Source organism: Micromonospora sp. B11E3, assembly GCF_039871625.1.
In the GTDB taxonomy this organism is placed as follows: Bacteria; Actinomycetota; Actinomycetes; order Mycobacteriales; family Micromonosporaceae; genus Micromonospora.
Map to the genome: position 1 here is coordinate 1 of NZ_JBDPMC010000056.1, position 18525 is coordinate 18525.

General features: G+C 69.3%; 15 protein-coding genes and 2 pseudogenes. 6 read left to right on the forward strand and 11 right to left on the reverse strand.

Annotated elements, in window-relative coordinates:
* Positions 1 to 231 precede the first annotated feature (231 nt).
* The 4 genes from ABGB16_RS23820 to ABGB16_RS23835 all read right to left on the reverse strand — a co-directional run bounded on the left by ABGB16_RS23820 (position 232) and on the right by ABGB16_RS23835 (position 4244).
* Entirely contained in the window at positions 232 to 1431 is a 1200-nt protein-coding gene (locus ABGB16_RS23820) for a BtrH N-terminal domain-containing protein (RefSeq protein ID WP_347670317.1), read from the reverse strand.
* A gap of 38 nt (positions 1432 to 1469) precedes the next feature.
* On the reverse strand, positions 1470 to 2222 hold the full coding sequence (locus ABGB16_RS23825) for a hypothetical protein (RefSeq protein WP_347670318.1): 753 nt from the start codon (positions 2220 to 2222) through the stop codon (positions 1470 to 1472).
* 99 nt (positions 2223 to 2321) lie between these two features.
* Positions 2322 to 2804 carry a hypothetical protein gene (locus ABGB16_RS23830; RefSeq protein WP_347670319.1) on the reverse strand — a complete coding sequence of 161 codons (483 nt, stop codon included), beginning with the start codon at positions 2802 to 2804 and terminating at the stop codon, positions 2322 to 2324.
* A gap of 309 nt (positions 2805 to 3113) precedes the next feature.
* Complete coding sequence (locus tag ABGB16_RS23835; protein ID WP_347670320.1) at positions 3114 to 4244, reverse strand: FAD-dependent monooxygenase; 1131 nt, start codon at positions 4242 to 4244, stop codon at positions 3114 to 3116.
* Between the two features lie 24 nt (positions 4245 to 4268).
* On the opposite strand from ABGB16_RS23835, the gene ABGB16_RS23840 reads away from it, so the two are divergent.
* Positions 4269 to 4994, forward strand: coding sequence for a TetR/AcrR family transcriptional regulator (locus ABGB16_RS23840; RefSeq protein WP_347670321.1), 726 nt, complete (start codon positions 4269 to 4271; stop codon positions 4992 to 4994).
* Positions 4995 to 5122: 128 nt separating this feature from the next.
* Here the strand turns inward: ABGB16_RS23840 and ABGB16_RS23845 are convergent.
* From ABGB16_RS23845 to ABGB16_RS23855, 3 genes and pseudogenes are all read right to left on the reverse strand, one after another.
* Positions 5123 to 6036: pseudogene (locus ABGB16_RS23845) on the reverse strand (aminoglycoside phosphotransferase family protein).
* 65 nt (positions 6037 to 6101) lie between these two features.
* Entirely contained in the window at positions 6102 to 6560 is a 459-nt protein-coding gene (locus ABGB16_RS23850; protein ID WP_347670322.1) for an SgcJ/EcaC family oxidoreductase, read from the reverse strand.
* 250 nt (positions 6561 to 6810) lie between these two features.
* Positions 6811 to 7014: a hypothetical protein gene (locus ABGB16_RS23855; protein WP_347670323.1), complete on the reverse strand. Its 204-nt coding sequence runs from the start codon at positions 7012 to 7014 to the stop codon at positions 6811 to 6813.
* A gap of 268 nt (positions 7015 to 7282) precedes the next feature.
* Between ABGB16_RS23855 and ABGB16_RS23860 the strand changes: the two genes are divergently transcribed.
* The 5 genes and pseudogenes from ABGB16_RS23860 (at position 7283) to ABGB16_RS23880 (ending at position 15838) form a co-directional block, all read left to right on the forward strand.
* Complete coding sequence (locus ABGB16_RS23860) at positions 7283 to 7852, forward strand: AraC family transcriptional regulator (RefSeq protein WP_347670324.1); 570 nt, start codon at positions 7283 to 7285, stop codon at positions 7850 to 7852.
* Positions 7853 to 8075: 223 nt separating this feature from the next.
* Positions 8076 to 11513 carry a phospholipase C, phosphocholine-specific gene (locus ABGB16_RS23865; RefSeq protein WP_347670325.1) on the forward strand — a complete coding sequence of 1146 codons (3438 nt, stop codon included), beginning with the start codon at positions 8076 to 8078 and terminating at the stop codon, positions 11511 to 11513.
* A 392-nt stretch (positions 11514 to 11905) separates the two neighbouring features.
* The gene (locus tag ABGB16_RS23870) at positions 11906 to 12154 is read left to right on the forward strand and encodes an SCP2 sterol-binding domain-containing protein (protein WP_347670326.1); all 249 of its coding nucleotides are present in this window, start codon (positions 11906 to 11908) and stop codon (positions 12152 to 12154) included.
* Positions 12151 to 14182, forward strand: a pseudogene (locus ABGB16_RS23875) (glycogen debranching N-terminal domain-containing protein). Before ABGB16_RS23870 ends, ABGB16_RS23875 begins: the two are co-directional and overlap by 4 nt.
* 420 nt (positions 14183 to 14602) lie before the next feature.
* Positions 14603 to 15838, forward strand: coding sequence for a hypothetical protein (locus tag ABGB16_RS23880; RefSeq protein ID WP_347670327.1), 1236 nt, complete (start codon positions 14603 to 14605; stop codon positions 15836 to 15838).
* Between the two features lie 71 nt (positions 15839 to 15909).
* Here ABGB16_RS23880 and ABGB16_RS23885 read toward each other — a convergent pair whose 3' ends face one another.
* The 4 genes from ABGB16_RS23885 to ABGB16_RS23900 all read right to left on the reverse strand — a co-directional run bounded on the left by ABGB16_RS23885 (position 15910) and on the right by ABGB16_RS23900 (position 18519).
* Positions 15910 to 16377 carry a PQQ-dependent sugar dehydrogenase gene (locus ABGB16_RS23885; RefSeq protein WP_347670354.1) on the reverse strand — a complete coding sequence of 156 codons (468 nt, stop codon included), beginning with the start codon at positions 16375 to 16377 and terminating at the stop codon, positions 15910 to 15912.
* Positions 16365 to 16775 (reverse strand): PQQ-dependent sugar dehydrogenase, encoded by a 411-nt coding sequence (locus ABGB16_RS23890; protein ID WP_347670328.1) that lies wholly within the window; start codon positions 16773 to 16775, stop codon positions 16365 to 16367. The genes ABGB16_RS23885 and ABGB16_RS23890 overlap by 13 nt, the downstream gene beginning before the upstream one ends.
* A 527-nt stretch (positions 16776 to 17302) precedes the next feature.
* Complete coding sequence (locus tag ABGB16_RS23895; RefSeq protein WP_347670329.1) at positions 17303 to 17899, reverse strand: alkylhydroperoxidase domain protein; 597 nt, start codon at positions 17897 to 17899, stop codon at positions 17303 to 17305.
* Complete coding sequence (locus ABGB16_RS23900; RefSeq protein ID WP_347670330.1) at positions 17896 to 18519, reverse strand: CMD domain protein; 624 nt, start codon at positions 18517 to 18519, stop codon at positions 17896 to 17898. Before ABGB16_RS23900 ends, ABGB16_RS23895 begins: the two co-directional genes overlap by 4 nt.
* Between the last annotated feature and the right edge of the window lie 6 nt (positions 18520 to 18525).

An 18525-nucleotide genomic window follows, 5' to 3' on the forward strand; every position in this document is an offset into this window, starting at 1 on the left:
CAAGCAGTTCCGGGCGGTCGCGACCAGGTACGACAAGCGCGACTACATGTACCGGGCCACCGTCGACATCGCCACGATGAAGATCTGGCTACGCGACCTCACCCAAGATCGACGAGACACGGCCTAGCCGCGAGCGTCCTTTGGGCGACGCGCGCGTTCGACCAGGCTCTCGGACGTCCGGCGCTGCCGATGTGAGGGCGTTCGAGGGGGCGGACGCGCAGTCTCGGGTAGCTATTTGGTGCGAATGCCGGCCAGCATGTGCATGGCGAGGCGCTCCTTGTCTGCGAGTTCGGTGAGGGTCTTCGAGGCGCGGGTCAGGTGGTCGGGATTGCCGGTTTCTCCGGCGGTCGCGATACGGCGGGCGACCTCGGTCCATAGTGGGGCGATCTCGGCGTACGCCTGGTGACCGAGGTGCAGGTTGTCGTCGTCGACGATGGTGGCGCATTCGGCGAGGAAGTCGCGGTACATGTTGCGAAACAGGGCGCCACCGGTGCCGCCGCGTTCCATCAGCGTCGCGGCCAGCGGGAGGTCGCGGGACGGGTCGCTTGAGCGGTCCAGCCACCGCGCCACCTGTCGGGCCGCCTTGCCGATGCCTCGGTGGCCGAGGTTGGCGATGGGTGGGTTGAGGAAGGCGTGCGCGTTGCTGCGGATGGCCGCCCGGATGGCGTCGCCCAGGTCGGGTCGGGTGGCGGGGCCTGCGATGGTGTAGGAGAGGTTGCGGGCGGTCATCGGTCCGCGTGCGCTGCGGGCCCGTTCCAGGCTGTTCAGCGTGGTCGTCACGGCGCCGCCCTGCTGCGCGGTGTCAACCAGATACGCATGGGTGTCGTCGTAGCCGTACATCGCGACGTTGTGGGCCCCGAAATGGATCTTCGTGGTGAAGTAGTCCAGGTGGTAGGAGTCCAGTTGCAGGCCGACCGGCCGCCCGGCGTCGAGTGCGGCGGCGACGTTGCGCCAGGCCTTGTGGGGCGAGGCGGTCTCCTCGATGCGCAGACTCAGGCCGAGCCGGTCGGCCAGAGTCCGGGTGATCGCGGTCGGCTTGGTACGGCCGCCGATGAACGGGAAGTCCATGCTCTTGGCGTCCCAGTAGACGAAGCTCAGGCCTTCGCCGAGGCCGAAGAGCATAGGTTCGGACAGGTTGATGCCCTCGTGGCGCAGCAGGGCGCCGAGCGTGGTGGTCTCGCAGTGCCGGCCGGCGGGGAAAGCCACACCCTCAATGATCATTTGGTTCCTTGGGCTGTTGGGCGGACGGGGGCCGGACGGCGAGCAGACAGCCCGGCAGTTTCCCGGCCGATCGTCGCGGTCGGCCGGGGTGGACGCGCCACGGGCACGAACGACTCCCACGGGTAGCCAGCCTGGCACGCGTCCCGGCTCGGCCAGCACAGCCCCCAACCGCCCGGCGAGCTCGTCGAGCCGGGCCTTCTGCGCGGCCATCCGTTCCCGGTGCCGCCCGAGAGTTCGACTGCGGCGTGCTACTCGTACTCCTGCCCGCACCGGGCCAGTTCCGCGAGATCGGCCCAACCGAGGGGGCCGATGGTGTACGCGCCCGGCTCCGGTTCGTTCACGAGCGGCACGACGGGGCCAGGAACCGGCTTCCGTAAACCGTCGTCTTCGCTCCAGCCGCCCAGGGCTCCGGCCATCCCGCATTCCAGGTACGCCTGTGGGTCGAAGTTGTACCAGCGGATGTCCGTGGCGCGCACACCTCCTGCCGGCCGGGGGGCGTCAATGCCGAGCCGGGCGTACTCGTCCAGCGGTCCCTGATCGGCGAAGTCGGCCAGGTCCGCGATCTGAGACAGCACGATGGCTTCCCAGTCGGCGTACGACGTCGGTTCGTCCGTGTAGCGAAACGAGGCGGAACGCCACGAGGCCTGCAGCGGAGCCGGCTCGACCATGCCCGCCGCCACGACCATCGCGGCAACGGTATCCAGGTCCAGCGAGACCCGATCCGACAGCGGCCGGGCAACCCGCCACCACGCACGCAGGAACACGTCCAAACTGCGCGTGGCGGCGTTCATGCGTTCGCCTGCTGAGACAAGGCGCCGGTAGAGGTCGCGGTTCGTGCGGCAGACCGGCCCGGGTGGCCCGTCGACCCAGTAGGTCTGCTTGTGCACCACACCAGACTCCAGCACCAGGACCTTCGCCAGCGCCTCGACCCGATCAGCGAAGGTGCCCATCCGGGCCCGGTTGCCGTTGTCGTCCTGCCGCCAGAGCTCCCACACAGCCACGGCAGCCACCGTAGTCGTGGCCTCTCTCCGGCGAGCAGCCACATCCGCTCTCGCCGTGGACCGGCCGTACGCCGCCAAGCGTTCCGTCACAGATGGCGACTATCGGCCGTCCTCCCACCGTGCGGCCGCCCACGCCCGCTCGAACTCGTCGCGATCGATTTCCTGGTCTAGCAGTTGCGGATCGAAGAGGTCGACGACCGGCGGATTGAAGGGCCAGTCCTCGGCGTCGGTCTTGATCGCGGTCCCGTCCTCGGCTACCTGCACCTGCCGGATGCGGCGACCGTCGGGCCCGATCTCCATCAGATACGTCGCAGGGTCCTCGCCGTTCCACGCCTGACGCAGGAACACCACCTGCCGGTCGGCGGATGCACCGAAACCAGGCAGCGCGCGCTGCCTGTCGCGCGTGGCGCGGAGCTCGTCCAGGCCAGCGGGAACCGCCGAGGCACCGATGTCCACCTCGTCGAGCTCCCAATCCTCGGCCCGTGCGACGGCGGCCGGATCGTCGACGACCTCGACCTCGGCAAAGGTTTCCCGCACCTCGCGGACCGACCGGGCGTGGATCCACCACCACAGGCCGCCCATGCCGTAGCCAGGTAGAGGTTGCCGAAGACCTGGTCGCGGATGCGCACCGGCAGTCGTGGAGAACGAGGTACCGCTGCTTGGACATCGGATCAGCATGCCTGGCCGCCGCTCGCACGCGTCGACTGGGCGGTCAGTCGCTGCTGCCGTCCGGTCGCCGCCCGGGAGCGGGTCCGGAGCCAGGCGGGTCCACAGGACGACACCGTCCGGCGTGATGTTCCCCGTCCCGGTGTGTAGACGCTCCTGCCCTGGAGGATCGGATGTCCACTCATCGACAGATCCGGATGCCGAGGCCGGCTGCGTTGCCCGTTGTCAGCCTGCGGGTGCCGGCTCGGTGGGCCGCGGCGTGAAGAAGCGGATGATGTCGTCGGCTGCGGTGGGGGACAGCATCATTGCCTGGACTCGTGCGGACATCTCGGCGATCGGGTGGATTCTGGTGAACATGGCCTCCTCGTACGTCTGGATCGCCGAGTCGGGGTCGGCGGGGTTCGTGGCGAGTTCGGCGGCGAGTTCGGCGGCGTCGAGCATGGCTTGGTTGGCGCCCTCGCCGACCGGCGGCATGAGGTGCGCGGCGTCACCGATGAGGGTGATGCCCGGTTGGTGGGCCCAGCGTGTGCCGGTGGGCATCGCCTCGATCCTGCGTGGGGCCGGCGGGCTGTCGCCGGCTTCGATGAGTGCGGTGAGGCTGGGGTCCCAGCCATCGAACATGTTGAGCAGAGCGCGCTTGCTGCGGTAGGTGTCCAGAGGGCGATCGTCCGCGCGTAGGGAGATCCCGACTCGGATGCTGCCGTCGCCGAGGCGTTGCGCTGCCAGGATCTGGTTCACGCCGATGCACCAGAGGTTTCCGGGGCCGACCAACTCGGCGAGATCCGGGTGGCGCCGGTCGACGTTGCTGACGTTGAGCTCGACCAGAGTGGCCACGGAGGACAGTGTCGCGTCGGTCAGCAGCGACCGGACGACCGAGCGTGCGCCGTCCGCGCCGATGAGGACGTCGCAGTCGGCGCTGTGGCCGCCCTCGAACGTCAGCCCGAAGCCTCCGTCGGGTCGTGGCGTTGCCGCGACGAGCCGGTGCTGCCAGGCCACCGCGTCGCCGGGGAGCGAATCGAGCAGAAGATCACGCAGTGTGCTGCGGTCGATCTCGGGGCGTCCGGAGAATGAGCCGGGTTGTGGCTTGTGGTGCACGAGGGTGCGTCCGGCCGGGTCGAGGATGCGATGTTCCTCGCCTTCCGGCCGTGCCGCGGACCGGAATCGGCCGGCGAGGCCAGCATCGGCCAGGGCCCGTTGTCCGGACTCGGGGTGCAGGTCGAGCGATCCGCCCTGTGGTCGCGCGGATCGGCTTGCCTCGCGTTCGTACACCACCGCGTCGATGCCGTGCCGGCGCAGGATTCGGGCCAGCGTCAGGCCGCCGAGGCCACCACCGGCAATCGCAATTCGCATCATCATCTCCGTTACCGTACGGTGTATGTCATGGAGACGTCGTACGGTAGCGCACCGCTGCCCGTCTGGGAACGGCCCGAGCCTCAGCCGCGGGCGGCGCCGGTGCCGCTGAGCCGCGCGAAGATCGCCGCCACGGCGATCCGGATCGCCGACGCACACGGCCTCGACGGGCTGTCGGTGCGCAAGATCGCCAAAGAGCTCGGCGTCGGTCCGATGCGGCTCTACGACTACGTGATCAACAGATCCGAACTGCTCGATCTGATGGTCGACGCCGTGTACGCCCAGATCGCCGAGGCCGGCCAGCACTCCGGGTGGCGCGCCACGGTGCTGGCCATCGTTCACCGGACCCGCGATGCCGCTCTTGATCACGAATGGTTCGTCGACCTGCTCGGGGCAAGGCCACATTTGGGACCTCACGCGCTCGCCGTGGGCGAATCGACCGCGGCGGCGCTCAGCCAGGCCCCTGGCGTGCGCGGCATCGACGATCTCCAGCGGGCCTTGGGCGCCCTCAACGCGTTCATCGTCGGAGCGCTCCGCAGGGAGATCACCGAGCGACGCACCGCCCGTTCAACCGGCACCGACGTGTCCGCTTGGCAGGCCACCCTCGGGCCCTACCTGACACGCATGCTCGAAACAGGCCGCTACCCCACCGTCGCCCGGCTCGTCATCGACGGCGCCCACCTCAACGCCGAGGAAACCTTCCACCACAACCTGATCACCATCCTGGACGGCATCACCAGCCATCCCCACACGTGACCTACTGCTCGCAGGGCGGTACCGGCCGAACACCGGTACACCTCGGTCAGACATCCGGATCTTGCTGCCGCCGACCGTGCGGTCATGTAGCTCGACGCCGTCTGTCGGACGCGGTGGCGATCGCCGGGTCAGCGGATCGTGGCGGTGAGGCGTTGCAGGGCGGCGTGGGCGGGTGGGCCCCAGGTGGGCTTGCCGCCGGGGCGGCCGTGGACGCCGTCGTCGCCGATGAGGATGCCGCCGAGGGCGCGTGCCATCGCCCAGCCTCGGGCGCGGCGCGTGGTGGCGGTGTTCGGGGTCGGCTGGTAGGCCGCGTGGAAGTGGTCGGTGGTGTCGTCCGATAGCAGGAGCCACACGGCGGCGAGGTCGTATGCCGGGTCGCCTGCGCAGAGGTCGCCGAAGTCGATCACGCCGCAGAGGGTGCCGTCGGCGGTGAGGACGTTGGCCGGGTGCAGGTCGGCGTGAAGCCACAGCGCCGGGCTCGTCCATGGAGGCGCGGTGACCGCGTCGTGCCAGACGGCGCGGACGGCGTCCGGGTCGTCGATCAGCCCTCGCTCGGTGGCGGCGGTGACCGCCTTGGCGAATCCCTCGGCGTGGTCGGCCAGTGGCCCGCCGCGGTCCCGGCCGGTGGGCGCGTCGCTGGGGGCGGGTTGGTGAAGAGCCGTCAGGAAGGTGGCCAAGGATTCGGCCGCGTCGGAGGCTCTCGTGACGGGGCCTGGTCGGCGGGTGTGCCCGGAACCCAGGTGGTGACGAGCCAGGGCCGAGGGAACCGCTCGGAGGGCTCGCCGAGTCGCTGCGGGACGGGGGTCGGCAGCGGAAGGCGCGGGGCCAGCGTGGGCAGCCAGGAGTATTCCTTGCGTAGCAGCGCGTCCGCGGACCCGGTGGCCCAGGGTAGCCGGACAGCCAGGTCGTCACCGAGCCGCCACAGTTGGTTGTCCCATCCACGCGCGCCCAGCCGGACCGGGCGGTCGGCGAGGTCGGGGTGCTGGTCGCGGACCAGATCCCGGACCAGCTCCGCCGTGATCTCGATCTCGACGTGGGTCATGCAGAGCAACAGTAGTCCCGTAGGACCGCCTGGCCATGCGGCAGCGGGTCGACGTCGACTACTGCTCACCCCGGTTCGTGCCGCGCTTCGTCGGGGTCGAGGCCGGCCATACCCTGACCCGTCTCCGGGTCCCACGGAACCGACTCGTGGTCGTGGACGATGACCCATCGTCCGTCGCGCCTGCGGCATACGAGGGTGGCGCGCACCCACATGGAGACCTCCTCGCCTGACCGCAATCTCCCGGTCACGTGGTACAGGAATGCGCAGTACCCGAGGTCACCGTCGGCGTCGACATGAAGGTCTCGAACGTCGTATCCGGGCCCGTGGGCGTACCCGTCGAACCATGCCTCGGTCTGAGGCGCCACCTGGTCGGCGCCCTGCAGTCGCAGCGGGGGCAGGACGTTGAAGGCGAGCACGTCTGCGGCCTGTTGGGCGGCAAGCGCCTCGGCGTCCCGGCGCGCCACGGCCGCCACACGCTCCTCGATCAGGTGCCGCAGCTGCCGCTTCGCGTCGTCGGCCGTCATACCTTCGCCCTACCCCAGCCGCGAGCAACGCTAACCTCGTGTCCTGGCGCTCGTTGACACCGCAGTCGATGCGCGGATCCGCCGCGATCCGAGCGTCAACCCAAGTGAGCGTGGACGGCACGCCGGCAGGCTCCTGGAACTGCCGATGGGCGGATGCCCGCGGGCGTCTGGCGCCGTAACCCCGGGCGGCCAGATCCGACCGGGCCACCGACCTCCTGTCAGCGGCACTGGGGCGGTCCGGCCGTCTGGGTCAACGCTGGACGCGGGCGCCGGTCCCTCGGACGAGTGCCTCCACCTCCCTGCGGCTGGCCATCGAGGTGTCGCCCGGAGTGGTCATGGCCAGGGCGCCGAGTGGCTCGGCGGCCAGCTCACCAGCCAGGCGGTGCCACCGGACGAGAACGCCTGGATCGAGACCCAGCTGGCCGCCGTCAGTTACGCCGACTGTAGTCGTCATAACCATGCACTCTGCCGCTGGAGGAATCCCCTTGGGCATAGCAATTCCGGCCGTCCGCATATACTTTTTTGCCATGGTGACGCTGGACGGCTAACTGCTCGCCCCGTCCCAGGATCAGTTCAGCCTCAGTTTCGACAGGTACGACGGCTGGTGCCTGCTGCTGCCGAGGACCGGATCCTTCACCTTCGAGGTCTCCGGCGGGCCGCAAGGGGTGGCGAAGCGCGGCGACATCGTCGTCTGCCCGCCGGGCGGCACGCTCTGGCGCCGGATGCAGACTCCGACCTCCTTCTTCCATGCGCGCTTCAGCACCGAACTGGAGCCGCCGATCGGCCGTACGCGCGTACCGGACGTCGACCGGTTCCGCGCCGATCTGGCAATGCTCGAGGCCGCCGAAGCCCATCCCGACCTGCTGGCCGCTCATGTCGTCACCGACCTCATCCTGATGATGCTCCGTGCCCACCGCGGAGCGCCCGGAGACGAGCTGGTGCGGCAAGCGACAGCGTTGATCCTGGACCACTTCACCTCTCCGGACCTTTCGCTCGGTGAGCTGGCCGCCGCACTCGGCATCAGTCCAACGCAGCTCTCACGTTGGCCCAGTGGGCGCAGGAGAACCTGCCGGCCGAGGAGACGCTTCCGAGCCGTCCGGGGCGTCACGCCGGTCGCATACCTCCGCGGCGTCCGGCTGCGGAAGGCACGGGAGCTGCTGACCGAGACCGACGCCACACTGCAGGCGATCGCCGAGCGCTGCGGGTACCGGAGCGCGTTCTACTTCAGCCGGGTCTTCAGCAACCACACCGGCCAGTCGCCATCGCAGTACCGGCACGACAGCCGCGTCTGAGTGACGAGGGACGTCGCAGCGGACGATCTCCCCACCGCCGAGCAGCTCACCGGCGCGGTCGTCCCCTCACGTACCACGATGACGTGGTTGACGTTCCAACGGGTGCGACGGAGAACTTGGCTGAACGACCGAAGGAACGTTCCACGTTCATGGTTGAACAGTCAACGAATATTCGTCGCGCAAGGGTTACCTGGTGCTACCGGAGCGACCTAGTCTCCGCACCATGTCAGACATCTCCCGCCGCAGGCTTCTCGGCGCCATCGCCGGTGGCACCGCCCTCTCTCTTCTGCCCCCGTCACTGCTGAAGGCGATGGCCGCGCCGCTGCCTCCCGGGGGTATGGATGCGATTGAACACGTCATCATCCTGATGCAGGAGAACCGTTCCTTCGACAACTACTACGGCACCCTCAAGGGCGTACGCGGCTTCGGTGACCGGACGCCGCTGCGTCTGCCCACCGGGGCCACCGTCTTCGAGCAGCCGCGGTCCGGTGGTGGCAAGGTCCTGCCGTTCTCGGCCCGGCAGGCGGCGGTCGACGCCGGCCGCCGCGAGAGCGACATCCAGTACCTCGGCGCGCTCCCGCACGGCTTCTCCGACGCCAACCAGGCCCGGGCGAACGGCTGGTGGAACGACTGGGTCGCGGCCAAGGGCCAGAGCACCATGGCCTTCTACGACCGGCGCGACATCCCCCTCCAGTACGAACTGGCAGACCGTTTCACCATCTGCGACGCCTACTTCTGCTCGGTCTACGGCTCGACCAACCCCAACCGCAACTACCTGTGGACCGGCACGACCGGCTACGAGCCGGGCGGCGTCAACCGGGCTGTCACCAACGCCGCATACTCGTACACCCACGCGGGCTATGACTGGACGACATACCCGGAGCGGCTGGAGACCGCCGGCGTCTCCTGGCAGATCTACCAGGAGTGGGACAACTTCACCGACAACGCGGTGGAGTACTTCCGGCCCTGGAAGGAAATCGGCCGGAAGATCCTCTCCAAGGTCAGCGGCCAGTACTCCACCACCGAGCAGTTCTACGACGGCCTGTGGGGCAAGACCGCGGACCAGCGGAGGGCCGCGCTGGCCCAGTTCCAGCAGGGCGTCGACTCGCTGAGCGAGGCGGAACGCCGGCTGTTCATGCGGGGCGCCTACCGCTCCGAGCCGAACACCCTCGTCCAACGGATCAGGTCGGACATCAAGAACGGCACGCTGCCGAGGGTGAGTTGGCTGGTTCCGACGGCGGCGCTCTCCGAGCACCCCAGCTCCTCCACCCCGGTCGGCAGCGCCAACCTCATCTACGACATCCTCGACGCCGTCGCGAGCGACCCGGAGACCTGGTCGAAGACGGCTTTGTTCATCAACTTCGACGAGAACGACGGCTACTTCGACCACGTGCCCGCCCCGGTCGAGCCCCGGCCCGACTCCGGCAACAGCGACGACTGGTTCAACGGCCTCCCGGTCGGCCCCGGCCCGCGGGTGCCGATGACGGTCGTCTCGCCGTGGACGGTGGGCGGTTTCGTCTGCTCGGAGACGTTCGACCACACCTCGGTCATCCGGTTCCTGGAGAAGTGGACCGGTGTCCAGGAGCCCAACATCAGCGCCTGGCGCCGCAGCGTGTTCGGCGACCTGACCTCCGCCTTCGACTTCAACCGCGGATACGCGCAGCCCGCGCTGGAGCGGCCCGGCCCGGTGCCGTCGGCGGTCGGCCGCTGGAACCCCGTACCGCCGAAGAACCAGTCGCTCCCGCAGCAGGAGGCCGGCACCCGGCCGACGCGCCCCTCTCCGTACCGGCTGTCCCTGCGCGCCGACGTCACCGGCTCCGGCGTCCGCCTCCGGCTCGGCAACGCGGGCACCACCGCCGCGACGTTCACCGCCTACCCCGGTGACGGCACCGCCCCACGCACGTGGGCCGTCTCCGCGGGCGGGACCGCGGACGACACGGTCGGCTACGGCGCCGACGGCTACGACCTGCAGGTCACCGGCCCCGGCTGGTCCGTCTGGGAACTGCGCGGCACCGGTGCGAGCGCCGAGGCCTACCTGGTCGAGCAGGCCGTCCCCGGCCAGGTGAAGGTCCAGTGCGCCAACCCCTCCACCGTCACCCGGACGCTCCTCGTCGGCGAGTCGGTCTACCCGCGCAGCCCCGGGGACCATGTCCAGACCGTCACCCTCGCGCCCGGCGAGACCCAGACCGTGCCGATCCACCTCCCCGACCACGGCTGGTACGACGTCGTGGTCGTCGACCAGGCGGACCCGACGTTCCTGCGCCGGATGACCGGCTGCCTGGCCGACGGCAGGCCCGGCGTCACCGACCCGGCGACCGGGGCCGCCCCGGCGCTGGCCGCGACAATCACCCTGCCGCAGCCGCTGCCATCCCTGGACACGCCGTTCGTCCAGGGCAACCCGGCCGATGTCGTCGTCACCGTGCGGAACCAGGCCGACGCCAAGCTCGACCAGCTCTCGGTCGCCCTGCTCGCCCCCTCCGGCTGGACGGTCGAGCGGACCGCCGCGGCGCCGACCGTGGTCGCCGCCGGGGACTCGGCCGATGTGCGGTTCACCGTCACGCCCGCCCCGAACGCCACCACCGGCAGCCTGGTGGTCGCCGCCCACGGTGACGGCGACGGCCTGCTGAGGTTCGCCGACGCTCGTGTCCGCTCCCGGGTCGCGCCTGCGATGAGCGTCTCGCTGACCGGGCCGGCGAGCTCGCCCGGCACCGACGGCGCCGTGATCTCGCCGGGTAGGCCGGTCACCGTGACCGCCGCCGTCACCAATGCCGGCGGCACCCCGCTTACCAGCCTGGCCGCCACGTTGGCCCTCCCGACGGGCTGGACCGCCACCCCCAGGGGCGACGCGCCGGCGTCCGTCCCGGCCCGTTCCTCCGCCAGCCTGGAGTGGGACGTCGTCGCGCCCGCCACGGCGGCGCGCGCCTCCGGCAGCGTCAAGGTGACCGTCACGGCGAATCTGAACGGCAGCGTCCAGCAGGCGACCGCGTCCCTGTCCACCAAGACCGGGCCCGTCATGACCGGCTATCTGCTCGCGGAGGACTTCGAGTCCGTCGCCCCCGCGCTCGCCCCGGCGGCCGACCTCAGCCGGCCCGGCCTGCTCGGCTGGACCCGGACCACCCCCGAGGGCTGGACGGTCAGCAACGCGCCGGCGATGCCGCAGGGCACCCGGGAACTGCAGGGCTGGACCTTCCTGTCCAAGCAGTTCTGGTTCCCCGGCGGGCAGAACCGCCCCAACTTCAGCCGGTCCCTCGGCGTCGTCGCGGTCGCCGACCCCGACGACTGGGACGACACCGGCAGCCCGTCCGGCCGGGGCCGGTTCGACTCGACCCTGACCACCCCGGCGGTGGCCATCCCGTCGGGCACCCCCACGCTCCACCTGGGCTTCGACTCCCACTACCGGCAGGAGAGCCCGCAGGAGGCCGAGGTCACCGTGCAGTTCGACACCGGCGACAAGGTGCAGCTGCTGCACTACAGCAGCGCCACCTCCGGGAACACCAACCAGGGCCGGGACCAGGAGAACCGGCTGGTCCGGCTCTCCTGCCCCGTCCCGGCTGGGGCCGCGTCGGCGAAGGTCAACTTCCGGATCTTCAATGCTGGCAACAACTGGTACTGGGCGATCGACAACGTCCGCGTGGGCACCAGCCCGATCGTCGATGCCTGACCGGCCGGTGGCCTGACCGCCTCCGCGCGGGGACGCGTGGCCGTCCCCGCGCGGAGCCGCAGCGATGCGCCAGGAGGCGGGCGCCGGTGCCGGCCGGCCCGCCTCCTCACGTGAGCGCCGCTGGTCTTTGCGGCGTCGAGGCGATCCGTCACCGCCTCGGTGGCCGGCGAGGACATGCCGGTTTCACCCGATGCGGGTGACGTTGGGGCGCCCCTCGACGGACTACCTTGTCCCGGTCGGGAGTCGAGCCGAGGGAGTCTTGATGTCCGATCGCACCGCGGAATTGTTCGGCGGGCTCGGCCGCCGCGGCCATGAACCCCTGCTCGAGGAGGCCAACGCCGCCGTACGCTTCGACCTCGAAGCACGAACGCGGAATCGACCACTGGCTCCTCGTGATCCGCAACGGCGACGTCCAGGTGTCGCGTGAGGATCGCGAAGCAGACCTCGTCGTTCGGGTTGACCGGGCACTCTTCGAGCGGATCCTCGGCGGCGAGACCAACGTCTACGCGGCGTGGTTGCGTCACGAACTCTCGGCCGAGGGCGACGTGCGCCTGGCCCGGCTCATCCAGCGGATCATCCCGGGGCCCTCGGGCGCGCGCCATCCGCGGGCCTTCGCCCGCGAGCAGGGACAGCGGACATGAAAGAGGACCTCGTCAGGCTGCTGGACGGTAACACGTTCGTGGTCAGTGAGGACAACGGCGACATCGACGCGTCTCCCACCGTCCCGACCGGATTGTTCTCCTTCGACACGCGATTCCTGTCGAAATGGCTTCTGCGCATCGACGGGGAACGGCTCACCACGCTCACCGTCGACGAGGTCGAGTACTTCGAAAAGCGCTTCTTCCTCGTCCCGACGACCCCCACTCTCGCCGACGCCCAGGTCTCGGCCATCCGGGAACGCTGTATCGGCGGGAGTTTCACCGAGCGACTGACGGTGATCAACCACAGGAGCCGGCCCGTCGATCTGCGGATCCAGGTCGAGATCGAGAGCGATTTCGCCGACCTGTTCGAGATTAAGGATGTCCAGGCCAAGCGCGGAAAGTATTCCGCACGGGTGGAAAACGGGAGCCTGTTCCTCGGGTACGAGCGCGACACGTTCCGGCGGGAGACGATCATCTCCACCAGCGAGCCGGCGCGGGTCGACGAGGACGGCCTGACGTACGACATCTGCATCGGCCCGCACGGACAGTGGGCTACCGAGCTGCATGTACGCACCCTGGGCCCCGACGGGCGGGACATCCGCGAGAGCCTCCAGGGCAGGACTGGTCGAGAGACGAAGGAGATGCGCCGCGAACTGGACCGCTGGCTGTCCGAGGCGCCCCGCCTGGTCTGCGATTCCGCGGCGCTGACGAAGACGTACCGGCGCTGCCTGGTCGATCTCGCCGCCCTACGTTTCACCCCCCTGACGGGCGGCGGGCAGACCCTGCCCGCCGCCGGCCTGCCGTGGTTCATGGCCATCTTCGGCCGGGACAGCGTCTTCACCAGCCTGCAGGCGCTACCGTTCGCGCCAGACCTCGCCGCCACGACGCTACGCCTGCTGGCGCTCACTCAGGGCGTCGTGCTCGACGACTTCCGGGAGGAGGAGCCGGGAAAGATCATGCACGAGTTGCGGTACGGCGAGACGGTCGGGTTCGAGGAGCAGCCGCACGCGCCGTACTTCGGCAGCGCCGACGCGACGCCGCTCTTCGTGATCCTGCTCGACGAGTACGAACGCTGGAGCGGCGACGCCGACACGGTGCGGCTGCTCGAGCGCGCCGCGCGGGCGGCGTTGCACTGGATCGACGAGTACGGCGACATCATGGGCAACGGCTACATCTGGTACCAACGCCGCAACCGACGCGTCGGCCTGGAAAACCAGTGCTGGAAGGACTCCTGGGACGCCATCTCCTACCGCGACGGCCGACTGCCCGGCCTACCCCGCGCCACCTGCGAACTCCAAGGCTACGCCTACGACGCCAAAATCCGCGGCGCCCGACTCGCCCGCGAATTCTGGAACGACCCCACCTACGCCGACCAACTCGAACACCAGGCAGCCGACCTCAAACACCGCTTCAACCACGACTTCTGGGTCGAAGACGGACAATACTACGCCCTCGCCCTCGACACCGACGGCAACCAGGTCGACGCCCTGTCCTCCAACATCGGCCACCTACTGTGGAGCGGCATCGTCGACCAACCCCGAGCCGCGAAGATCGCCGAACACCTACTCGGCCCCCGCCTCTTCTCCGGCTGGGGCGTACGCACCCTCGCCCAAGGGGAAGCCCGCTACAACCTTCTCGGCTACCACGTCGGCACCGTCTGACCATTCGACAACTCACTCATCGCCTGGGGCCTACGCCGCTACGGCTTCAACACCGAAGCCGCCCGCATCGCCGAAGGCATCCTCGACGCCGCCGACTACTTCGACGGCCGACTACCCGAAGCCTTCGCCGGATACCCCCGACACCTCACCCGCTACCCCGTGCAATACCCCACCGCGTGCAGCCCGCAGGCTTGGTCAACCGGTGCCCCTCTGTTGTTGCTGCGGACCATGCTCGGCATGGAACCGCGCGGAGATCACGTGGTGGCCAGGCCGGCGGTGCCCCGTAAGGTCGGCCGGATCGAACCTGCGCCACATACCCGGGCGCTGGCGGCGGGCCGATGTCTTCGGCCGAGGCCGGTTCGGCTGACTGCTCCCGTCCCGGAAACGCAGACTCCCTTCCTCAGGGTGAAGCGTCAGAGCGTGTCCTGCCGATCCTGCACGCGGCTGCGGCGGGCCCGAACGACATCGGCAGGCGTGCCGGAACTGTACCCAGTGCCGGCTCCAGGGCCGGTGCCGTCGCTGGCGTGGGGTCAAGGGTTGACTAAGGTGAGCACAGTTGTTTTCCGGTGAAGCAATTGCCGTGGCTCCGACGGTCGGGGCCGGCCCGGAAGGAGCCCCGGTGATAGCAATTTCACGCCTGCGGGGTCTCGCGGCGGTTCTGGCAGTCGCCGTGGCCGCGGCGCTGCTGTCTTGCGCTCCGGCTTCGACCGTCCCCGATGGCCACGTCAAGGCGATCGATTGGGCCGGGTTCGGGTCCTACACGGGTTCGGACGCGGCGGGAGCGCGGTTGAAGTCGATCCTCGCTAACGAGTCGCGGTACCTGATCGGTCCGGCGTACGCGTCGAAGTACACCTCCTACGAGCCCGACGGCTACCTGAACCTGGGCGGCACGAACGAGCGGGCAGTACGGCTGCCCGGCATGACCGCGGTGACCGTGGCGACGGCGTTGAAGCTGGGGGTGTACGACTCGAGGAACCTCTCCGAGAGCAACGCCACCATCCGCCTGATGAACCTGATCAAGACGATCGCGGCCCGGCACATGTCGAACAACACCAACACCTCGACGCGGTGGGGCCACGGATGGCAGACCGCCCTGTGGGCGTACTACGACGGGGTCGCGGCATGGCTGATGTGGGACAAGCTGTCCACGACCGACCGGGACAAGGTCGTGAACATGCTCGTCGACGAGGCCAAGCGGCTCACCACCGGCAACGACGTGTACCTGATCGGGACCAGCGGCAACCAGTTGTACGAGACCCGTCGTGACGGGACCGCGGTGACCCCGGGGGACAGCAAGACCGAGGAGAACCAGTGGAGCGCCGCGCTGCTGGGCCTGACCCTGTCCATGATGCCCACCCACCCGGACGCCGCGGCGTGGAGCACCCGCTACAAGCAGCTCGCGGTGTCGGCGACCGCGAAGCCCGCCGACCTCAGGGGCCGCTCCACCGTCAACGGCATCACGCTCTCCACCTGGCTGCAGGGTCACAACATCGCCAACGACGGAACCCTGGAGAACCACGGCTTCCTGCACCCGCTCTACATGATCGTCGACCAGGGCCTCTACGAGGCGACCGTCAACGGCTTGGCGGGCACCTGTGCGCCCAACGCCGCCAAGCACAACGTCGCGCTCATGTACTCCGCGCTCGTTGACAAGCAGTTCCCCGCCAGCGGCGGCGGCACGAAGACGATCTACACGCCGGGCTCGTACGAGGTCCACTACCCGGAGGGCAACGACTGGGGCACCGAGTTCCCGATGTACTTCGGCGGGTTCGACCAGCTCGTGTCCCTCTTCGGCCTGGACTCCACCGTGTCCACCCCCGCGGCGACCTGGGAGAAGCTGCACAACGACCGGCAGATCGCGCTACAGGCCCGCCACACCGACGGCCGCACCTACGGCTCCCTCACCGAGAACAACTACTACGGCCGCGAACAGCGCGTCGGCGTCATCTCCGCCCTCACCTACCTCACCACCTGGCTGGTAAACAACAGCGGCGGCAACAAGACTTGCTGGACCAACTCCTGACCTAACTCCACAGCGCGGCCGGCATCCCAAGGGATGTCGGGAACGGCTGCCCGGCGGCCGCGGTGGCGTTCTCACCCCGAAAGATCACCGATGCCCGCTGGTAACAACCGCCGAGTCCCGGGATTCGCCGCAGTGAGGTCGCCGCCCTCAGGTGAGCGCGCCGACGGCTCGCCGGCGGTGCCGTTGCTGAGGGGGAAGGTCCACAGCCGCTCGCCTCGCAGCGCCGCGACGTACGCGGTGTCGGCGGCGATGGCCATGCCCGATGGCGAGGCCTCACGGACGGGCCAGGTGACGAGTGGGTTGGTGTATCGCCCACCGTCCGTGTCACCGGTTCCTTCGACCCGGGGCCAGCCGTAGTTGCGTCCCGGCTCGATGCGGTTGACCTCGTCCAGTTCGTTCTGCCCGAACTCGGTGGCATAGAGCCGTCCAGCCGAGTCCCAGGCCAGCCCCTGCACGTTGCGGTGTCCGAGGCTGTACACGAGAAGACCCGCGTTCGGATTTCCGGGGGCGGGCGCTCCGTCGGGGGTCAGCCGCAGGATTTTGCCGTTGGGGCTCGCGGGTCCTGCGACCGCTGTGTCTCACCGGCGTCCCCGGTGCCGACGTAGAGCATGCCGTCCGGGCCGAAGGCGATCCGTCCGCCGTTGTGGTAGCTGGCCTTGGCGATGCCGTCGAAGATCACTTCGGGGCGTCCGCCGTCGAGCCGGAACCGGACGATCCGATTGTCCTGTTCCGCCGTGAAGTAGGCGTAGATCAGGTTGTCGCCGGCAAACGAGGGCGGGACCGCGAGGCCGAGCAGCCCGCCCTCACCGCCCGCCATCACCCCCGGCACCTCGTACACCTGCCGCGGGTCTCCGCCGCCCGGGCTCAACCGCAGCACCCGGCCGGTGTTCCGCTCCGCGACCAGTGCGTCGCCGCTCGGCAGATACGCCAGACCCACGGTACGTCGATGCCCCGAGCCATCTCCTCGCCGGCGTCGAGATCGGGACGTCCTGACGGCGTGCTGACGGCGGCGCTGGTGGCCACGCCCTGCGGCGCTCGACCGGACTGGTCCCCGCTGCTGGGGCCGCTGTCACAGCCGGCGATGGTGCCCACCATGAGCAAAGCAGCGCACGCCAGGTACTCGCGGGCGCGCTGCGGTGGCCCTTGTCAATGAACGCCTGGAGATGGTGGGTGAGCCGGGCCTGAGGGTGCTTACGTCGTGGGCTGTCAGCGAGTAGGAAGACCTTCGCCGAGTTGGCCGCTACCGAGTTGACGTACCGAGATGTTGGAGCCACGCGCGGCGGAACCTTGCTCACCGGCTACGGCCACGTACACCGTGATGTCTCTGTGCGAACTGGGCGGGCCGTCGGTATGCGGCGACGATGACGTGATGATCGACGGTGTCTGCCCTGCGCCGGCCCGACGGGGCGCCCTCAAAGTTGCGGCGAGCGTCCTGTCCGTCGCAGGACGCCGGCCGCCATGCCGTCAGGTAGTCGGTTCGCCGAGCGACAGCATGAGCCGATTCGCCCAGTTGAAGAACGCCCCGCTCATGATCGCGTCCAGGATCTCGAACTCGTCGAGACCTGCCTCGCGCAGGAGCACGATCTCGGCCTCGCCGAACCGGACCGGCGTCCGGGTGAGCGCCACGGTCGCGCGGACGATGGCGTTCCACCGTGCGCCGAGATCGGCGTCGACTCCCTCGTCGAGCAGGCGCTGGACCTCCTCTCGGCGCTTGGAGTGGTGGGACGCGAATGCCGAGTGCACCGACGCGCAGTAGACGCAGCCGTTGAGCCTCGACGCCGCCGTCGCCGCCAACTCGCGGTCGGCGCGTGGCAGACCGGCCTTGGTGTTGTAGAAGATGTCGAAGTCGGTCTTCGTCCGTTCCAGCAGCGCCGCAGGATCCCGCGCGAGCAGCCGGAAGTACGGGTTCTTGGCCCGCGATGCCTGCACCAACGACTCCAGGTGCTCCTCGGTCAGTTCGGACTCGTCGAGTGGATGCAGCCACGGATGCCAGCCGAGGACGTCCTGGGTGAACCGCGGCGGCTCGACGATCTCCACCTCGGGGGTGAGTGTCTCGCTCATGACAGGTCTCCTTTGCGGCTCGCACTCAGGGCTTGCAGCCCCTGGACGACACGGATTTGAAAGGTCAGGAATGCGACGAGTTGCGACAGCGACACGATCCCCGCCGTCGACCACCCAGCGTCGAGTAGCGCCTGTAGCCGGGTACGGCTCGCATCCCGCGGGTGGAACACCAGGAGGTGGGTGTGTTCGAGTGCCGCGACCAGCCGCTCGCCCAGTACGTCGACGCTTCCGATGGAGTCGATGACGTACTCGCTTCCGGTTGTGCTCTCGCCCGCGGGTTCGAGCCGGAACTGTCCGTAGGGCCCCTCGGTCGCACTGCGGCGGCTCTCGGCGAGGACGACGTTCAGAAGGCTTGTCGAGCCCTCCCCGCTGTCGAGCAGACGGTCCGTGTAGAACCGCGTCGCGGCATCGACGCCATGGAGGCAGGCGACGAACGCGGCGACGGCGAAGCGTTCCCGCAGCGTGAACTGCGAGTCGTCGCGCGGCTCGAAGAAGGCCCGGAAGCTGCCCTGAAGATGTTCGCGCGCTTCCGGCCGGTTGTCGCGGATGGCCGAGATGCGATCACTCGGCCGCAAGCCGATGAGATGGTCGACGACGTCGAAGTCTGTGCTGGCCGACACGAGCGG